The following is a 16,815-nucleotide window of genomic DNA, read 5'->3' on the forward strand; positions in this document are numbered from 1 at the left end:
TGCCAAGTGCATCGCTGATTAGCTACGTTCGGATGGGATAACCGCTGAAAGCATCTAAGCGGGAAGCTCGCTTCAAGATGAGATTTCCATACACATTATGTGTGAGAGGCCCCCAGCCAGACCACTGGGTTGATAGGCCGGATGTGGAAGCGAGGACTAAAGACTCGTGAAGCTGACCGGTACTAATAGGCCAACAACTTACACCACACAACACACTGCACGCGTCCACTATGTGGTTCCCGAACAACAACCGTTCACAGGAACCAACAACAAAATAACAACCAAGCACCACAGTTGTAACCACACACTTCCCACCCACCCCCACACACGGGGGCCGGGACGGGTAAAAAGGTTACGGCGGTCATAGCGTGGGGGAAACGCCCGGTCCCATTCCGAACCCGGAAGCTAAGACCCACAGCGCCGATGGTACTGCACCCGGGAGGGTGTGGGAGAGTAGGACACCGCCGGACACACATTAAACGGGGAGCCCCGACCACCACGGTCGGGGCTCCACCCATTTAACCCACACAACACAGCGATACCCACAAAACACGGCCAGGATGGGTGCCCGGCGACTTGGCTTCAGAATGACCAGAGCCTGGCCGCAAGCTGCACAGCAAGGCACTTGCCTGGCTGTGAGACTTGCCACGAGGGGCCGTTTAGTCTCTCCAGACGTACTGGCGCTGCGGCGGCGTCGAATAGAATTGCATAAGACAAACGAGTCGGTAGCTCAGCGCTGCCGACGGCGTGACAACGAAATAAGGGTTATGAGCGACTACGCACGCGCCAGTGGTCGGCTCGCAACAGGAGGAATCCACCATGGCTGAGCACAACGGCGGCAATCGCGGCGGCAATCGCGGAAACTTCGGCGGGAACCGGGACGACCGCGGTTCGTACCGCCCCAACAACAACTCCGGCGGCGATCCTCGCGGATTCCGCTCCAGGGACAACAGGGTCGGTAACGAGCGTCCGGCCCGTGATGGTGAGCGTCGTCCGTTTAACAACGACCGTGGTGACCGGAAGCCTTTCGGCGACCGCCCGGCCCGTGATGGTGAGCGTCGTTCCTTTGGTGGCGACCGTCCGGCTCGTGATGGTGAGCGTCGTCCGTTCAACAATGACCGTGGTGACCGGAAGCCTTTCGGCGACCGCCCCGCCCGTGACGGTGACCGCCGTCCCTTCAACAACGATCGTGGCGACCGGAAGCCCTTCGGCGACCGCCCGGCCCGTGACGGTGAGCGTCGCTCCTTTGGTGGCGACCGTCCGGCTCGTGATGGTGAGCGTCGCTCCTTTGGTGGCGACCGTCCGGCTCGTGATGGTGAGCGTCGCTCCTTTGGTGGCGACCGCCCGGCCCGTGACGGTGACCGCCGTCCGTTCAACAACGATCGTGGCGACCGGAAGCCCTTCGGCGACCGCCCAGCCCGTGACGGTGACCGTCGCTCCTTCGGTGGCGACCGCCCGGCCCGTGACGGTGAGCGTCGTCCATTCAACAATGACCGTGGTGACCGGAAGCCTTTCGGCGACCGTCCTGAGCGCGGCCCGCGGAACTTCGATGGCCCCCGCCGCGACAGCGATGAGCGTCGACCCTTCAACAATGACCGTGGTGACCGGAAGCCGTTTGGCGACCGTGGCGATCGCCCGGCGCGTGACGGTGACCGCCGCTCGTTTGGCAATGACCGTGGCGACCGCGGCAACTCCTGGGAAGAGCGTCCGGCGCGGGTTCCCAACGCAAAGGACATCCGCAGCGCGAACCGCCCTGACCGCGAACGTTCCCCTGAGATCGGCGATGACGTTACGGGCAAGGAACTTGACCGCGCCACCGGCCACCAGATCAAGACCCTCGAGGAGCAGAGTGCAGGCTGGGTTGCAAAGCACCTGGTCATGGCCGGCCGCCTGATCGACATTGAGCCTGAGCTCGCTTTCCAGCACGCGTTGGCTGCGAGCCGTCGCGGTGGACGCCTCTCAGTGGTCCGCGAAGCTGTCGGACTGACGGCTTACGCTGCCGGCCACTATGGTGAGGCTCTGCGTGAGTTCCGCACGTACCGGCGCATCAGTGGTTCCAACGTCCACCTGCCGGTCATGGCCGATTGTGAGCGCGGCTTGGGTCGTCCTGATCGGGCATTGGATATGGTCCGCTCTCCTGAGGCGCAGGACCTGGATGCTCCGGGCAAGGTTGAGCTCGCCATTGTGGCATCGGGTGCCCGTTCGGACCTGAACCAGCTGGATGCTGCCGTCAGCGAGCTTGAGATCCCGCAGCTGGACATCAATAGGGCGTTCTCTTACAGCCCGCGGCTTTTCCGCGCATATGCGGAGGCTTTGGCTGCAGTGGGTCGCACTGAGGAGTCTGAGAAGTGGGCCCGCCAGGCTTTGGTTGCCGAGAATGCCTTGGGCGTCGGGGACTTTGCCGAGCCGGAGATCGTTGACCTCGGCTGGGACGAGCGGGAGGAAGAAGCCGCGCGTAAGCCGCGCTTCGAGAAGCCGGCCCGGGACGCCGACGTCGTGAAGCCGGAGGCTGAAACTGTCATCGTCGAGGCGGCGGCAGCGGATGTCGAGCACGACGACGTGGAACTGGACGACGCTGAGTCGGACTACTTTGAGTCGAACGATGCCGAGTCGGATATCGATTCCGTTGAGGATGACGAGGCTGGCCACGAAGAGGCAGACGACGAGAACGCCGATTCCCGGAATGGCTGATTCCCTGATCTCATCCTTTGATGCTGTCCTCTCGGATTTGGATGGCGTGGTCTATGCAGGACCGCACGCCATCCCGGGAGCCGTGGAGTCGTTGCAGCGTCTCGAAACCGTGGGCGTTGGCCTGGGTTACGTCACGAACAACGCTTCACGGACGCCCGCCCAGGTCGCAGCGCATTTGCGTGAGCTGGGCGCCCCGGCTGAGGACCATCAAGTGGTCAGTTCCTCACAGGCAGCAGGGGAGCTCCTTGCTTCCATGCTGCCTGCGGGGGCGCATGTCCTTATCACCGGCAGCGCTGCACTGGCCCATGAGATCGAACTGGTAGGGCTGAAGCCCGTGCACAGCGCCGATGAGAACCCTGTGGCAGTGGTGCAGGGTTTCAATCCGGAGATCGGTTGGAAGGACCTGGCCGAGGCCTCTTATGTGGTGGCTGGCGGAGCTATGTGGTTCGCGACCAACACTGACATGTCCATTCCGCAGGCGCGGGGCATGGCGCCGGGCAATGGGACCCTGGTGGCCGCTGTAGCTGCTGCCACCGGCAAGTCACCGTTGGTGGCCGGCAAGCCTGAAGCGCCGCTTTTCCATGCTGCTGCGAAACGGCTTAACGCCGATCGCCCGTTGGTGGTGGGCGACCGCTTGGACACGGACATCCTGGGTGGAAACCGCGCAGGATTTGCGACGGCGGCCGTCCTCACCGGTGTGGATACGACGCACACCATCCTGGCCGCGCGCTCGGATGAGCGTCCCGACTATTTGTTGGCGGACCTTGAGGGTCTGTATGCCCCTTACCCGGAGGTCGTGAGCGAGGACGGAACGTTCCGTTGCGGTGCAGCCTCGGCTGTTGCCGTGGATGGCACGGTCACGGTCACTGGCGACGAAGCGGACATCGACGCTTGGCGTGCGGCGTGTGCCGCTTGGTGGGCGGCGGTTCCGGAGACCGCGGTGGCCCAGGCTCCCAAGCTGGAATGGCAAAGTCACTAGAGTGGTGCGATGACCGAACCCAGCAACGCCCCCGTGCCTGAGGCGGAGATCCCGGCTGTGGTCCAGTGGCCTGCCACCGCGACGCCGACAGGTGATGCGCCGGCGGACAGGGCCCTCGGCCTCTTGGCGGATGTTGCGGTGACGCCGGTTTCTGACCATGGCGAGCTGTACGCCGGCATCCACGACTCCCTTTTAGAAGCCTTGGATGCTGAGCCGGGCCTCCCGTCAGCACCGTCAAACACCCGCCCGGAAGGCGACAGCTAGCACATGGCACGACTTGATCAGGAACTCGTCACCCGGGGGTTGGCGAGGTCCCGGACCCACGCTGCCAAGCTCATCAGCGACGGGAAGGTCAGCTCCGCAGGGACGGTCCTGGCCAAAGCCGCCCTCCAAGTTGACGCGGCAACGGAGCTGCTTGTCGAAGCCCACCTTGAGGACATCTACGTCAGCCGTGCCGGGCATAAGTTGGACGGCGCGCTGAAGGCGTTTCCCGCCGTCGTGGTTGCCGACAAGCGGTGTCTCGACGCCGGTGCCTCCACGGGTGGCTTCACTGACGTGCTGCTGAGGCAGGGGGCCGCGCGAGTGGTTGCCGTGGACGTGGGGCACGGACAGTTGGTTCCGCACCTGCGGGAGGATCCCCGCGTGGACGTCCATGAGGGCCTTAACGTCCGTTACATGACGCCTGAACAGATCGGCGGACTTTCAGAACTGACGGTCGCGGACTTGTCCTTTATTTCGTTGACCCTGGTCGTGTACCCCCTTGCCCAATGCACCGAACCCGGCGGCGACATGGTCCTGATGGTGAAGCCGCAGTTCGAGGTGGGCAAAGAGCGGCTGAGCCGTACGGGCGTGGTCTCATCGGATAATGAACGACGCCGGGCGGTGGCCCAAGTGGCCCGGGCTGGGGTGGACGCTGGACTGGAGTTGATGGATCTTGCAACGAGTCCGCTGCCTGGCCAGGACGGAAATGTTGAATACTTCCTGTGGATGAAGCGCAGGATGTCCGCGGTGTTGCCTAAGATCGAAGAGCGGGACGCAGCCGTCGCCGCGTTAGTCGAGAAACTCTGGCCGAACCACTAGAAAGCAGAACCCGATGAGCAGGCGTGTACTGGTCCTTGCCCACACAGGGCGGGAGGAATCGCTCCGCGCAGCGTGGGATGCGTGTACGCAGCTGCACTCGTCTGGCTTGGTTCCCGTGCTCCAAAAGTCTGAGCTTGCCGATATTGAGCGGTTCTTCGGTGCCTTGGACACCCCGATCGAGATCCTTAACGACCACGTCAGCCTGGAGGACGTGGAGTTGGTCATGGTCCTGGGCGGTGACGGCACCATCCTGCGCGCGGCCGAGCTGGTCCGTGAGGTTGATGTCCCGTTGCTCGGGGTAAACCTGGGGCACGTGGGCTTCCTGGCTGAGAGCGAACGGGCCGACCTCGCCCAAACGGTCGAGTGGATTGCGAGCCGGCAGTACACGGTGGAAGAACGCATGACCATCGACGTTCAGGTGTGGATCAAGGGCCAGAAGATTTGGCACACGTGGGCTTTGAACGAGGCCGCCATCGAAAAGGCCAACCGCGAACGGATGTTGGAGGTCGTCACGGAGGTGGATGAGCGGCCCCTGACCTCTTTCGGCTGCGACGGCGTGGTCATGGCCACGCCTACGGGTTCCACCGCGTACGCGTTCTCTTCGGGCGGGCCCGTGGTGTGGCCGGAGGTTGAGGCCTTGGTCATCGTTCCCATTAGCGCGCACGCGCTCTTCGCGAAGCCCCTGGTGGTTTCGCCGCGCTCCAAGCTGGCCGTCGAAATCATGAACCGTACCGACGCGTTGGGCGTGCTCTGGTGCGATGGACGGCGCTCCGTGGACCTGCCTCCGGGTGCCCGCGTGGAAGTGACGCGTTCGGCAACGCCTGTGAGGCTCGCCCGAACGCATAAAACCCCGTTCTCCGCCCGGCTCGTCCGAAAGTTCGAGCTTCCCATCCATGGCTGGCGTGGCCCGGCTCCCCGCAGCGGCGAAGTCCACACCGGTCCTATTCCGGTGATCAGGACTCTGTCACCGGCACCTTTGCCCAGCCCGCGGGACCCAGGGCACGGTGAACCCTCCGACCCCACGAATGCGAAGTGAACCATGCTTGAAGAACTCCGAATCCGTGACCTTGGCGTCATCACCGACGCCGCCCTGCCGTTGGGCCCGGGCCTGAGCGTCGTCACAGGCGAAACCGGCGCCGGTAAGACCATGGTGGTGACCGCCGTCGGGCTTCTTCTCGGTGCCAGGTCGGACGCGGGTGCGGTCCGCAGCGGCGCCAAGTCCGCGTCCGCGGAGGCTGTACTGAAGCTTGATCCGGCGCACAGCGCCGTGGAGCGCGCCAAGGAGGCCGGCGGCGAGGCTGAAGAGTTCGACGGCGTTGCTGAACTGTTGCTCGCCCGCACGGTTGGTGCCGACGGACGCAGCCGTGCCTACGTTGGCGGACGCGCGGCACCTGTAGGGGTGCTGGCCGAGCTGGGGGAGAGCCTTGTAGTGGTGCACGGGCAGTCGGACCAGATCCGGCTCAAGAGCGCAACAGCCCAACGCCATGCGTTGGACCGTTTTGCCGGTGCGCCGCTGGCCAAGAGCCTGGGGGAGTACCAGGAGCTGTACAACCATTGGAAAGCCATCCAGGCCGAACTTGATACCCTGCGCAGCGAAGCCCGCGAACGGCTCCGCGAGGCTGAGTCCCTGGACGCTGCCCTCACGGAAATCGACGACGTGGATCCGCAGCCGGGCGAGGACGAAACCCTCAAGGCTGAGGCCGTGAAGCTGGCGAATGTTGAAGAACTTCGGCTGGCAGCTGCGGCGGCCCATGAGTCGCTCATCGCCGAGGAATTTGGCGACGCCGGGGATGCCACGTCCATGGTTGACGCGGCCAAGCGGACGCTGGAGCACGTGGCTGAACACGATGAAGAACTGCGTTCTGCTGCGACCAGGCTGGCGGAGGTCGGGTTCCTCCTGAATGACATCGCCGCCGAGTTGTCCAGCTACCAGGCCGCACTCGACACGGAGGGCCCGGAGCGGCTTTCCGAGATTGAAGAACGCCGGGCAGTCTTGGCCAAGCTGATCCGCAAATACGCCCCCAGTATCGACGAGGTGCTGGAGTGGGCTGCCACCGCCAGGACGCGGTTGGATGAGCTTCAGGACGACTCAAGCAGGATCGAATCCCTGGACGCGGAGGTGGCATCCGCGGAGGCCAGCCTGCGCAAGCAGGCAGCAGCGATCAGCAAAGCCCGACTCAAGGCTGCCAAGGACCTCTCAGCACGCGTCAGCGCCGAACTGAAGGCCCTGGCCATGGCGGACGCCACCTTGGTCATCGAGGTGGACGGCAGCGGCGTGTTGGGCCCGTGGGGTACCGATGAGATCGCGTTCCTCCTCCAGCCCCACTCCGGCGCTCCTGCCCGGCCGCTGGGGAAGGGGGCGTCAGGCGGTGAACTGTCCCGCGTCATGCTTGCCATCGAGGTAGTTCTCGCCGCTGTGGATCCCGTTCCAACGTTTGTTTTCGATGAGGTGGACGCAGGGGTGGGCGGCCGTGCCGCCGTCGAGATCGGACGCAGGCTGGCCATGCTGGCCCGGCACGTCCAGGTGCTGGTGGTGACCCACTTGCCCCAGGTGGCGGCATTCGCCGATCAGCACATCCGGGTCACCAAGACGTCGGTGCGGGGTTCTGACGGGAAGACCACCACCGGATTCACCTCCAGTGACGTGCAGTTGCTCAGCGAGGAGGAGCGGGTCAAGGAACTTGCCAGGATGCTGGCCGGCCAAGAGGACTCCGAGTCCGCGCAGGCACACGCCCAGGAATTGTTGGACGACGCGAAGCTCCTGCCGCAGCGGGCCTGAACACGATTGCCCGCAGTGCGAGCACCATCACATCGGTGCACTCCAAACCCCTGTGGCTCTTGATTGCCTGGCAGTCCTGAGCAACTATTGACCATTTGGGGAATCCGAACAGACGCTTGGAAGGCGTAATTGATGATAAGCTCGAATTCCGTGGTGCAGCGATCAAATTCCCGTGTAAATTCCCGGTTCCCGGGCTCGTCCAAGACGACCAAACACATCTTCGTCACCGGTGGTGTGGCGTCCTCGCTCGGTAAGGGTCTGACGGCTTCCAGCCTCGGCCACCTCCTGCGGGCACGCGGTTTGTCTGTAACTATGCAGAAGCTCGATCCCTACTTGAACGTGGATCCGGGCACGATGAACCCCTTCCAGCACGGCGAAGTATTCGTGACGGATGATGGCGCCGAAACCGATCTCGACATCGGACACTACGAGCGCTTCCTCGATGAAAACCTCGAAGGTTCGGCCAACGTCACAACCGGCCAGATCTACTCCACGGTCATCGCCAAGGAACGCCGCGGTGAATACCTCGGAGACACGGTGCAGGTCATTCCGCACATCACCGATGAAATCAAGCGCCGTATGCGTCTGCCCGCCGAGGGCAAGAACGCTCCGGACGTCATCATCACCGAAATCGGTGGCACCGTGGGCGACATCGAGTCGCAGCCGTTCCTTGAGTCGGCCCGCCAGGTCCGCCAGGACGTGGGCCGCAACAACGTCTTCTTCCTCCACGTTTCGCTTGTGCCGTACATCGGCCCTTCCCAGGAACTGAAGACCAAGCCGACGCAGCACTCCGTGGCAGCCCTCCGCTCCATTGGTATCCAGCCCGAAGCCATCGTGATCCGTTCGGACCGCGAAGTACCTGATGCCATGCGCGAGAAGATCGGCCGAATGTGCGACGTCGACATTGACGCCGTGGTAAACGCCGCTGATGCTCCCAGCATCTACGACATCCCCAAGACGCTGCACTCGCAGGGCCTGGATTCCTACATCGTGCGTGCCCTGGACCTGCCGTTCAAGGACGTTGACTGGAGCAAGTGGGACAAGCTGCTTGAAGCTGTCCACAACCCCAAGCACGAAGTCGAGATCGCCCTGGTGGGCAAGTACATCGACCTCCCGGACGCGTACCTTTCGGTGACTGAAGCCCTTCGTGCCGGCGGTTTCGCCAACGAAGCCAAGGTCAAGATCCGTTGGGTCCCGTCGGACGAGTGCGAAACCCTTGAAGGTGCCACCAAGTCCCTGGCCGGCGTGGACGCCATCTGCGTTCCTGGCGGCTTCGGCATCCGTGGCCTCGAAGGCAAGCTTGGGGCTTTGAAGTTCGCCCGCGAATCCAAGCTTCCCGTCCTTGGCCTGTGCCTTGGCCTGCAGTGCATGGTGATCGAGTACGCCCGCAACGTGGTTGGCCTTGAAGGCGCTTCCTCCAGCGAGTTCGAGCCCGATTCCAAGTACCCGGTCATTGCCACCATGGAAGAGCAGTTGGACATTGTGGACGGCAAGGGAGACCTGGGCGGCACCATGCGCCTGGGCCTCTACGAAGCCAAGCTGGACGAAGGTTCGGTCATCGCCGAGACCTACGGCACCACCACGGTCAGCGAACGCCACCGCCACCGCTACGAGGTCAACAACAAGTACCGCGAGCAGATTGCTGCCGAGGGCCTGGTGTTCTCCGGTACCTCTCCCGACGGCAAGCTGGTGGAGTACGTGGAACTTCCCCGCGAAGTCCACCCGTACTACGTTGCGACGCAGGCGCACCCGGAGCTTAGCTCCCGGCCCACGCGTCCCCACCCGCTGTTCGCAGGCCTGGTCAAGGCTGCCCTGGAGCGTCGCGAAGGCACACCCGTGGCAACGAAGACCGGCGCCCGCGCGGTAGCTGCCAAGTAAATACACGTACTAGCGAAGGACGGCGCGATGCCCGGTATTTCTGAAACCCCCCGCACATCAAGGCAGGTTTCGGACATGCCGAGCCCGCGCCGTCTTTTGTCTACCAACAAGGTTTACGAAGGCCGTATCTGGGACGTGGTCAGTGACTCGTTCCAGCTCGGCGAAGACACGGACACCCTGGTCCGGGACTATATTGACCACCCAGGCGCCGTCGCTGTCCTTCCCATGAACGTGGACGGCGAGGTCCTGCTGCTCAAGCAGTACCGGCATCCTGTCGGCATGGACCTCTGGGAAATCCCGGCCGGCTTGCTGGACGTGGAAGGCGAAGATTTTGTGGTGGGCGCGGCGCGGGAGTTGGCCGAGGAAGCCGACCTGGTTGCTGCTACGTGGAATGTCCTGGTGGACTTCTTCAATTCCCCGGGCTCTTCCAGCGAAGCGGTCCGAATCTACCTGGCCCGTGGAATTACTGACGTTCCGGAAGCGGACAGGCATGTCAGGACTGACGAAGAGGCCGAGATTGAGCTTCAGTGGGTCCCACTTGAAGATGCCGTCCAGGCTGTCCTCGAAGGCCGGCTGCACAATCCTTCCGCGGTGCTGGGAATCCTGGCTGCCGCAGCAGCGAAGGCTGATGGGTTCACTAAGCTCCGTCCCGCGAACGCGCCCTGGCCCGCACATCCGAGCCAGCGCTGAGCATGGCCGAGGCCCCCACACGTACCCTCAATGCCATTGACCGGGCTGTTACTGACTACCTGCAGCACGTCGGCGTGGAAAAGGGCCTGGCAGCGAACACGTTGGCTGCGTACCGTCGCGACCTCGCAAGGTACTCCAACTTCCTGGCCGCGCAAGGGATCGAGCGTCCCGGCAACATCACGCGCCATCACGTAACGGCCTTCGTCCAGGCATTGTCCGACGGCTCGGACGGCGCAGCAGCGCTGGGCGTCCGCTCTGCGGCGCGCACAGTGGTGGCCGTCCGCGGCCTGCACAAGTTTTGGGCGCTGGAAGGAACCACGACGGCGGACCCCGCCAGCGATGTCCACCCGCCGATGCCGGGCAAGAGGCTTCCAAAAGCCATCAGCGTTGGCGAAGTGACGCGCATCCTGGAAGCTGCCGGGACGGACACACCCACCGGTCTCAGGGACCGCGCGCTCCTGGAGTTCCTCTACTCCACCGGCGCACGCATCAGCGAGGCCGTAGGCTTGGACGTCGATGACGTCTCCCTCGAAGACTCCGGTGGCGATCCCGCGATCGTCAGGTTGTTCGGCAAAGGCTCCAAGGAGCGTTTGGTGCCTCTTGGATCCTATGGCGCCCGCGCCGTCGGCGCCTACGTAGTCCGCGGCCGGCCGCTGCTCGCGTCCAAGGGAAAAGGGACGCCGGCGTTGTTCCTCAATGCCCGGGGCGGCCGGATCAGCAGGCAGAGCGCCTGGACCATCCTCAAGGCTGCGGCCGAGAAAGCCCAGATCACCAAGGATGTCTCACCGCACACGCTGCGCCATTCCTTTGCCACCCATCTGCTTGAAGGCGGAGCGGATGTCAGGGTGGTGCAGGAGCTCCTTGGCCACGCGTCTGTCACCACCACGCAGGTCTACACTCTGGTCACGGCGGACACCCTGCGGGAAATCTATGCAGCTGCGCATCCGAGGGCGCTCGGCTAGGCCATCTCGCCAAGGCGGAAAAGGGCTAGCCTATGACGTTCAAGGTCAACTCGACGGCGTTCACAAACAGGGCCAGCACGGACGTGCCCAGACCAGCCACCAGCAGGAGGCCCGGGTGGGCCAAGCCGACCACCACCCGTTTGAGCCGGGGCCGGCCGCGGAGGAACTTCTTGGGCACCCTGGTCCTGACCGGTATTTGCCGCCAACCGCGGAGCCGCCTCAGGAACCACGCGCACCGGACAATGAACGCCATCCAGAGGACGGACAGCACCAATGGAACGGCGGCAAGCATCAGGTTGAACCCGAGTGCAGTGACTTCTTTCTCCGAATCCCCGATCACGGACTGCACGGTGGTGGAGATGGAGGCGCTCATCACTACGGACGCGGCCCAGACCATGAAGGCTGCCACCAGGGCCAGGAACCGAACGAAGAAATGACCCAGGACCGTCGCGTCCACGGCTTTAAGGTGGCTTCGTGGCGTGGCATGCAGGACCACCAGAGTAGAGATCAGGGTAGGCAAGGCGGCTAAGAGGACCAACAGGGACCAGGTCCACCCAGCCAGGTCCACCACTTCGTCCAGGACAATGAGTCCGGCCCACAGGACTGTCCAGGCCCAGCCCGCGTAGAGCGGCTGCGCCACAAGCCAACGCGGAAGCCAGGCATCCCGTTCTGTTGTGCCGGTGCCTGGCGTTCCAGCAGCGGCCTCGCCTCTGTCGGACGCTTCAGGAACCTCGTCGACGCCGCCCGCAACGGCGCGCACGTCACCCCCACCTTCGCTCATGGGCTCACTGTAGCAATGGCGGCTACGGCTGGGGAGTACAGGTTAAGGTAGTCAGCATGACTGCAGCCCAGGTGACTTTGTGCTTCCTCCTTCGTGATGCCGCGGGCGGTGAGCACGTGCTGCTCGGCACCAAGAAGACCGGCTTCGGCCGCGGCAAGGTGGTGGGCATCGGCGGACACCTGGAACAGGGCGAAACTGCGGAGCAGGCTGCTTGTCGGGAGGTCATGGAGGAAATCAACGTGGTAGTGGCCCCGGAGGACCTGGTTCCTGCCGGGACAGTTGATTTTGTTTTTCCGGCCAGGCCCGAGTGGAACATGGCTACCACCGTGTTCCTCACCCACGCATGGGATGGGGAACCTACCGAAAGCGTTGAAATTGCGCCGGCGTGGTTCCCTGTGGCCCGTCTCCCAGTGGAACGCATGTGGGCGGACGCCGAGCATTGGTTGCCTGCCATGATTTCCGGGCAGCGTATCGCGGTCCGTGTCGCCTTGGCCGCCGACAACGAAAATGTCGCGGACGTCCGCACCGAAGCTTGGGTGGGGCCGGTTTAGTGCCACGGACGACGGCGGTCCGGTCACCTCAGGTGACCGGACCGCCGTCGTTCTTTCTGCTTTGAGGCCTGAGCCCTACGGCACGTGCCGCTCTTCGGGGCCGTTGTATTCGCTCAAAGGCCGGATGAGGGAGTTTGATGCTACCTGCTCCATGATGTGCGCGGTCCAGCCCGTGATGCGGCTGGCCACGAACAGGGGCGTGAACGTCTGGGTGTCGAAGCCCATGAGATGGTAGGTGGGGCCGGCCGGGTAGTCGAGGTTGGGCTTGATGGCCTTCGCCTCGTCCATGGCTTGTTCCAGCCCGTTGTAGAGGCCCAGGAGTTCGGGGCGTCCGTAGTGGGCGATCATCTTATCCAGTGCGGCCTTCATGGTGGGCACGCGGGAGTCGCCGTGCTTGTAGACGCGGTGTCCGAAGCCCATGACCTTCTTTTTCTGGGCCAGGGCGTCTTCCATCCAGGTCTTTGCGCGGGACGCGGCTTCCTCCAGCGATTCTTCGCTGCGGATGCCGATCTCGTCGAAGGTATGCATGACGGCTTCGTTGGCGCCTCCGTGCAGGGGGCCCTTGAGGGCGCCGATCGCGGCGGTGACGGCCGAGTGCAGGTCCGCGAGGGTGGAGGTGACCACCCGGGCGGTGAAGGTGGAGGCGTTGAAGGAGTGTTCTGCGTAGAGGATCATCGAGACGTTGAACGCCTCAACCACTTCGGGAACCTGTTCTTCGCCGAACGTCATCCACAGGAAGTTCGCCGAGTAGTCCAGGTCCTCACGCGGCTCAATCGCGTCCTCGCCGCGGCGGCGGCGCTGGTCATAGGCCACGACGGCCGGCATGGCAGCCCAGAGGTCGATGGCCTTCTTCATGTTGGCCTCGGGTGAGGAATCCTCGGCCAGTTCGTGCCGGGCGCCCAGCACGGAAGCTGCCGTACGGCAGACATCCATGGGGTGCGCCGTAGTGGGCAGCGTATCAATGACGGACTTGACTACGGGGTCCAAGGCTCGGCCTGCGCGTTCGCGGGCAGTAAATTCCGCGAGCTGCGATTCGTTGGGCAGTTCGCCGTTCCACAGCAGGTAGGCAACTTCTTCGAAGCTGCACTTGGCGGCCAGTTCCTGGACCGGGTACCCGCGGTACAGCAGCGAGTTGGTGTCCGGGTTGACTTTCGAGACGGCGGTGTAGTCCACCACGACGCCGGCAAGGCCCTTTTTGATGTCTTCAGCAGCCATGCTGAACTCCTTCGTTCATGATGCAGGGCCCGGTAGCGGGACCCTGCGTTCCCCTTGATGAAATTGGAACCTAGCGGATGCCAGGAACCTTGAAGTTGAATACGCCGGTATCGAACTGGTTGTATGCCTCGTAGTCCACGAGTTCATAGAGGCGGGCACGCGTGAGCATGTTCTCCACTTGCGCCTCTTGGGTCCCCGCAGCCTTGATCGATTCCAGAGTACGCTCTGCAGCGCCCATGGCAATGCGGAGGAGCGTGACGGGGTAGATGACCATGTTCACGCCAACGCCCTGGAGCTGGTCCACGGTGAAGAGGTCGCTTTTGCCGAACTCTGTCATGTTGGCCAGGATGGGCACGTCCACGGCGTCGCGGATGGCCTGGAACTCGTCCAGGGTGGCCATGGCTTCGGGGAAGATGGCGTCGGCGCCTGCGTCCACCAAGGCGCGGGCGCGGTCTTGTGCGGCCTGGATGCCCTCGACGGCGCGGATATCGGTCCGGGCCATGATGAGGAAGTTCGGGTCCCGGCGCGCGTCGGCTGCGGCGCGGATGCGTTTGGTGGCGGTGTCGATATCGACGACGTTCTTGCCGTCCAGGTGTCCGCAGCGTTTGGGGTTGAACTGGTCCTCGATGTGGCAGCCGGCCAGGCCGGCGTTTTCGAGTTCCTGGATGGTGCGGGCCACGTTCATGGGTTCGCCGAAGCCGGTGTCCGCGTCCACGAGTGAGGGCAGGTCGGTCATGCGGGCGATCTGCCCGGCGCGGGTGGCTACCTCGGTGAGGGTAGTCAGGCCGATGTCAGGCAGTCCGAGGTCGTTGGCCAGGACGGCGCCGGAGATGTAGACCCCGGCGAAGCCCTTTTCCTCGATGAGCCGTGCCGAGAGCGGGTTGAACGCGCCCGGGAACTGCTGGATGGTGCCGGAGTTGAGCAGCTCGCGGAGCCTGACCCTTTTCTGCTCGGGGGTGGTTGTGGAGTACAACATTTAGAACAGTCCCTTCGGGGCTGCGTCGAGGTTGATGACCCCGGGAGCTGCGGTGATGTTGAGCTGGTCCAGTTCGCCTTCGCCCAGTTCGGTGACGCGTTCGACGGCGGTGAGGAACCTTTCGATCTCGGCTTCCTCCACCAGCCCGGCCGCGAGGGTGCGGAACTTGTTGATGTATTGCTCACGGGCGAACGGCCGGGCACCGAGGGGATGTGCGTCGGCTACGGCGATCTCATCGGTGACCACGGTCCCGTCCGTGAGGGTGATTTCCACGGTGCCGCCGAAGGCCTTCTCCGCGATGTCCAGGGAGTGGTAGCGGCGGGTCCATTCCGGGTCTTCGACGGTGGTGACCTTCTGCCAGAGTTCCACGGTGTCCGGGCGGGCGGCCCGTTCGGGGCTGTAGGAGTCCACGTGGTGCCAGGCGCCGTCCTGGAGTGCGACGGTGAAGATGTACGGGATGGAGTGGTCCAGGGTTTCCCGGGACGCGGTGGGGGAGTACTTCTGGGGATCGTTCGCGCCCGAACCGATGACGTAGTGGGTGTGGTGGCTGGTCTTGATCAGCACCGATGCCACGTTGGCCGGGTCGGTGGTTTCGGGGTGCTCGCGGTGGAGTTTGCGGGCGAGGTCGATCCAGGCCTGGGCTTGGTACTCGGCGGAGTGTTCCTTGGTGTAGGTGTCCAGGATGGCCCGCTTTGCTTCGCCGGGCAGCGGCAGCGGGACCTCGTAGGAGGCGTCCGGGCCGTCCAGCATCCAGGCGATCACGCCGTCTTCGCCTTCGTAGATCGGCACGGGAGAGGTCTGGCCGCGCATGGAACGGTCCACGGCTTCGACGGCCATTTTGCCGGCGAAGGCCGGGGCGTGGGCTTTCCAGGTGGAGATTTCGCCCTTGCGGGACTGCCGGGTGGCGGTGGTGGTGTGCAGGGCCTGGCCCACGGACTGGAAGATCGTCTCAACATCCAAACCCAACAACGTGCCGATGCCGGCGGCGGCGGAGGGGCCCAGGTGCGCGACGTGGTCGATCTTGTGCTTGTGCAGGCAGATCGCCTTGACCAGGTTCACCTGGATTTCGTAACCGGTTGCGATGGCCCGGACGAGGTCGGCGCCGTTGGAACCGACGTGCTGGGCGACGGCGAGGATCGGCGGGATGTTATCGCCCGGGTGGGAGTAGTCAGCGGCCAGGAAGGTGTCGTGGTAGTCCAGTTCGCGCACGGCCACGCCGTTCGCCCAAGCGGCCCACTCGGGGGAGACCTGCTCGCTGATGCCGAAAACCGAGGCGCCCTTGCCGTTGGCGGACGGTGCGTGGGTCAGGGCCTGCGCGCGGGCAGCAACGATCGGTGCCCGGTTCAGCGACGCGATGGCCACGGAGGCGTTATCGATGATCCGGTTGATCACCATGTCGGTGACCTCGGGGGACACCTCGACGGGGTCGGCAGCGACCACGGCGATCTTGTGCGCCAACTGCTCCTCGCGGGGCAGGTTCTCTTCGCTCTTGTAGACACGGACGTGATGGTTCTTAACCATGATGCTCCTTCTAGGCAGGGGTATGGGTGGCTTTGACGTGGGTGAGGCTGCGGTGCAGGTGGACTGTGGTGGCTGCTTCTGCCAGCCGGGGGTTGCCGGCGGCGATCGCTTCTGCGATGGCGGCGTGTTCGGCTGCGGCCGCGTGAAGCCGGGCGGTGTCGTCTGCCGCCAGGCGGCGGACCCGGACCAAGTGGACGCGGAGGCTCCGCATGGCGTGGGCCATGTAGGTGTTTGAAATGGCGGCGTCGATGGCGTCGTCCAACCGGCCTACCAGCGCATAGTAGTCGTGGCGGGCGGGGTCGTCTTCGCTGAGCAGTTCAGGGGCGAGCAGCAGTTTGGCGTGAAGTTCGGCGAAGACGCCGGGCTCGCCGCGTTGGGCGGCCAGGCCTGCGGCCCGCACTTCGAGTGTTTCGCGCAGCTCAAAAAGTTCGTCGATGCTGTCCAGCGAGATATCGGTGACGACGACGCCGCGGCCTCCTGCCGCCGTCGTCAATCCCTCAGCTGTGAGCCTGCCCAGCGCCTCCCGGACCGGCGTGCGGGACACGCCGAGGCGCTCGGACTGCTCAACCTCCGCCAGCACCGTGCCCGGACGAAGGCGCCATTCGATGATGTCTTCCCGGAGGGCAGTGTAGGCCCGGTCACTGGCGCGCATGCCCCCAGTGTATACACACCAACAGGCAAAAGCGACAGATTGGGTGTTTTCTGCCCGCTG

The 16,815-nt window shown here is 64.2% G+C and carries 16 protein-coding genes and 2 rRNA genes; 12 read left to right on the top strand and 6 right to left on the bottom strand.

Annotated elements, in window-relative coordinates:
- Positions 1–207: ribosomal RNA gene (locus AC5RU9_RS04305) — 23S ribosomal RNA — on the top strand; the annotation flags it as partial.
- Positions 208–353: 146 nt separating this feature from the next.
- Positions 354–470, top strand: a 5S ribosomal RNA gene (gene rrf, locus AC5RU9_RS04310).
- 295 nt (positions 471–765) lie between these two features.
- Here rrf and AC5RU9_RS04315 read toward each other — a convergent pair.
- Complete coding sequence (locus AC5RU9_RS04315; protein ID WP_494015475.1) at positions 766–1,872, bottom strand: hypothetical protein; 1,107 nt, start codon at positions 1,870–1,872, stop codon at positions 766–768.
- A gap of 6 nt (positions 1,873–1,878) precedes the next feature.
- Between AC5RU9_RS04315 and AC5RU9_RS04320 the strand changes: the two genes are divergently transcribed.
- The 9 genes from AC5RU9_RS04320 (at position 1,879) to xerD (ending at position 11,059) form a co-directional block, all read left to right on the top strand.
- Positions 1,879–2,691, top strand: coding sequence for a hypothetical protein (locus AC5RU9_RS04320; RefSeq protein WP_494015476.1), 813 nt, complete (start codon positions 1,879–1,881; stop codon positions 2,689–2,691).
- Positions 2,684–3,670, top strand: coding sequence for an HAD-IIA family hydrolase (locus AC5RU9_RS04325; RefSeq protein WP_494015477.1), 987 nt, complete (start codon positions 2,684–2,686; stop codon positions 3,668–3,670). The genes AC5RU9_RS04320 and AC5RU9_RS04325 overlap by 8 nt, the downstream gene beginning before the upstream one ends.
- A gap of 9 nt (positions 3,671–3,679) precedes the next feature.
- Positions 3,680–3,934, top strand: a complete 255-nt coding sequence (locus AC5RU9_RS04330) for a hypothetical protein (protein WP_494015478.1) — start codon at positions 3,680–3,682, stop codon at positions 3,932–3,934.
- Between the two features lie 3 nt (positions 3,935–3,937).
- Positions 3,938–4,750, top strand: coding sequence for a TlyA family RNA methyltransferase (locus tag AC5RU9_RS04335; RefSeq protein ID WP_494015479.1), 813 nt, complete (start codon positions 3,938–3,940; stop codon positions 4,748–4,750).
- Positions 4,751–4,763: 13 nt separating this feature from the next.
- Entirely contained in the window at positions 4,764–5,786 is a 1,023-nt protein-coding gene (locus tag AC5RU9_RS04340; RefSeq protein WP_211711369.1) for an NAD kinase, read from the top strand.
- 3 nt (positions 5,787–5,789) lie between these two features.
- The gene (gene recN, locus AC5RU9_RS04345; protein ID WP_494015480.1) at positions 5,790–7,529 is read left to right on the top strand and encodes a DNA repair protein RecN; all 1,740 of its coding nucleotides are present in this window, start codon (positions 5,790–5,792) and stop codon (positions 7,527–7,529) included.
- 132 nt (positions 7,530–7,661) lie between these two features.
- Positions 7,662–9,407, top strand: a complete 1,746-nt coding sequence (gene pyrG / locus AC5RU9_RS04350) for a CTP synthase (protein WP_494015481.1) — start codon at positions 7,662–7,664, stop codon at positions 9,405–9,407.
- A gap of 27 nt (positions 9,408–9,434) precedes the next feature.
- Positions 9,435–10,097 (top strand): NUDIX domain-containing protein, encoded by a 663-nt coding sequence (locus tag AC5RU9_RS04355; protein ID WP_494015482.1) that lies wholly within the window; start codon positions 9,435–9,437, stop codon positions 10,095–10,097.
- Between the two features lie 2 nt (positions 10,098–10,099).
- A complete protein-coding gene (gene xerD, locus AC5RU9_RS04360) occupies positions 10,100–11,059 on the top strand; it encodes a site-specific tyrosine recombinase XerD (protein ID WP_211711365.1) in 960 nt (319 codons plus the stop codon).
- Between the two features lie 25 nt (positions 11,060–11,084).
- Here the strand turns inward: xerD and AC5RU9_RS04365 are convergent, their stop codons facing one another.
- Positions 11,085–11,840: a hypothetical protein gene (locus AC5RU9_RS04365; protein WP_494015483.1), complete on the bottom strand. Its 756-nt coding sequence runs from the start codon at positions 11,838–11,840 to the stop codon at positions 11,085–11,087.
- 56 nt (positions 11,841–11,896) lie between these two features.
- On the opposite strand from AC5RU9_RS04365, the gene AC5RU9_RS04370 reads away from it, so the two are divergent.
- Positions 11,897–12,391, top strand: coding sequence for an 8-oxo-dGTP diphosphatase (locus AC5RU9_RS04370; RefSeq protein ID WP_494015484.1), 495 nt, complete (start codon positions 11,897–11,899; stop codon positions 12,389–12,391).
- Between the two features lie 75 nt (positions 12,392–12,466).
- Here AC5RU9_RS04370 and AC5RU9_RS04375 read toward each other — a convergent pair whose 3' ends face one another.
- From AC5RU9_RS04375 to AC5RU9_RS04390, 4 genes are all read right to left on the bottom strand, one after another.
- On the bottom strand, positions 12,467–13,606 hold the full coding sequence (locus AC5RU9_RS04375) for a bifunctional 2-methylcitrate synthase/citrate synthase (protein ID WP_494015485.1): 1,140 nt from the start codon (positions 13,604–13,606) through the stop codon (positions 12,467–12,469).
- A 70-nt stretch (positions 13,607–13,676) separates the two neighbouring features.
- A complete protein-coding gene (gene prpB / locus AC5RU9_RS04380) occupies positions 13,677–14,582 on the bottom strand; it encodes a methylisocitrate lyase (RefSeq protein ID WP_494015486.1) in 906 nt (301 codons plus the stop codon).
- Complete coding sequence (locus AC5RU9_RS04385) at positions 14,583–16,103, bottom strand: MmgE/PrpD family protein (RefSeq protein WP_494015487.1); 1,521 nt, start codon at positions 16,101–16,103, stop codon at positions 14,583–14,585. It abuts the gene before it with no gap.
- A gap of 10 nt (positions 16,104–16,113) precedes the next feature.
- On the bottom strand, positions 16,114–16,755 hold the full coding sequence (locus tag AC5RU9_RS04390; protein ID WP_494015488.1) for a GntR family transcriptional regulator: 642 nt from the start codon (positions 16,753–16,755) through the stop codon (positions 16,114–16,116).
- Positions 16,756–16,815: the final 60 nt, after the last annotated feature.

It is taken from the genome of Arthrobacter sp. B0316-5-4, assembly GCF_059090325.1.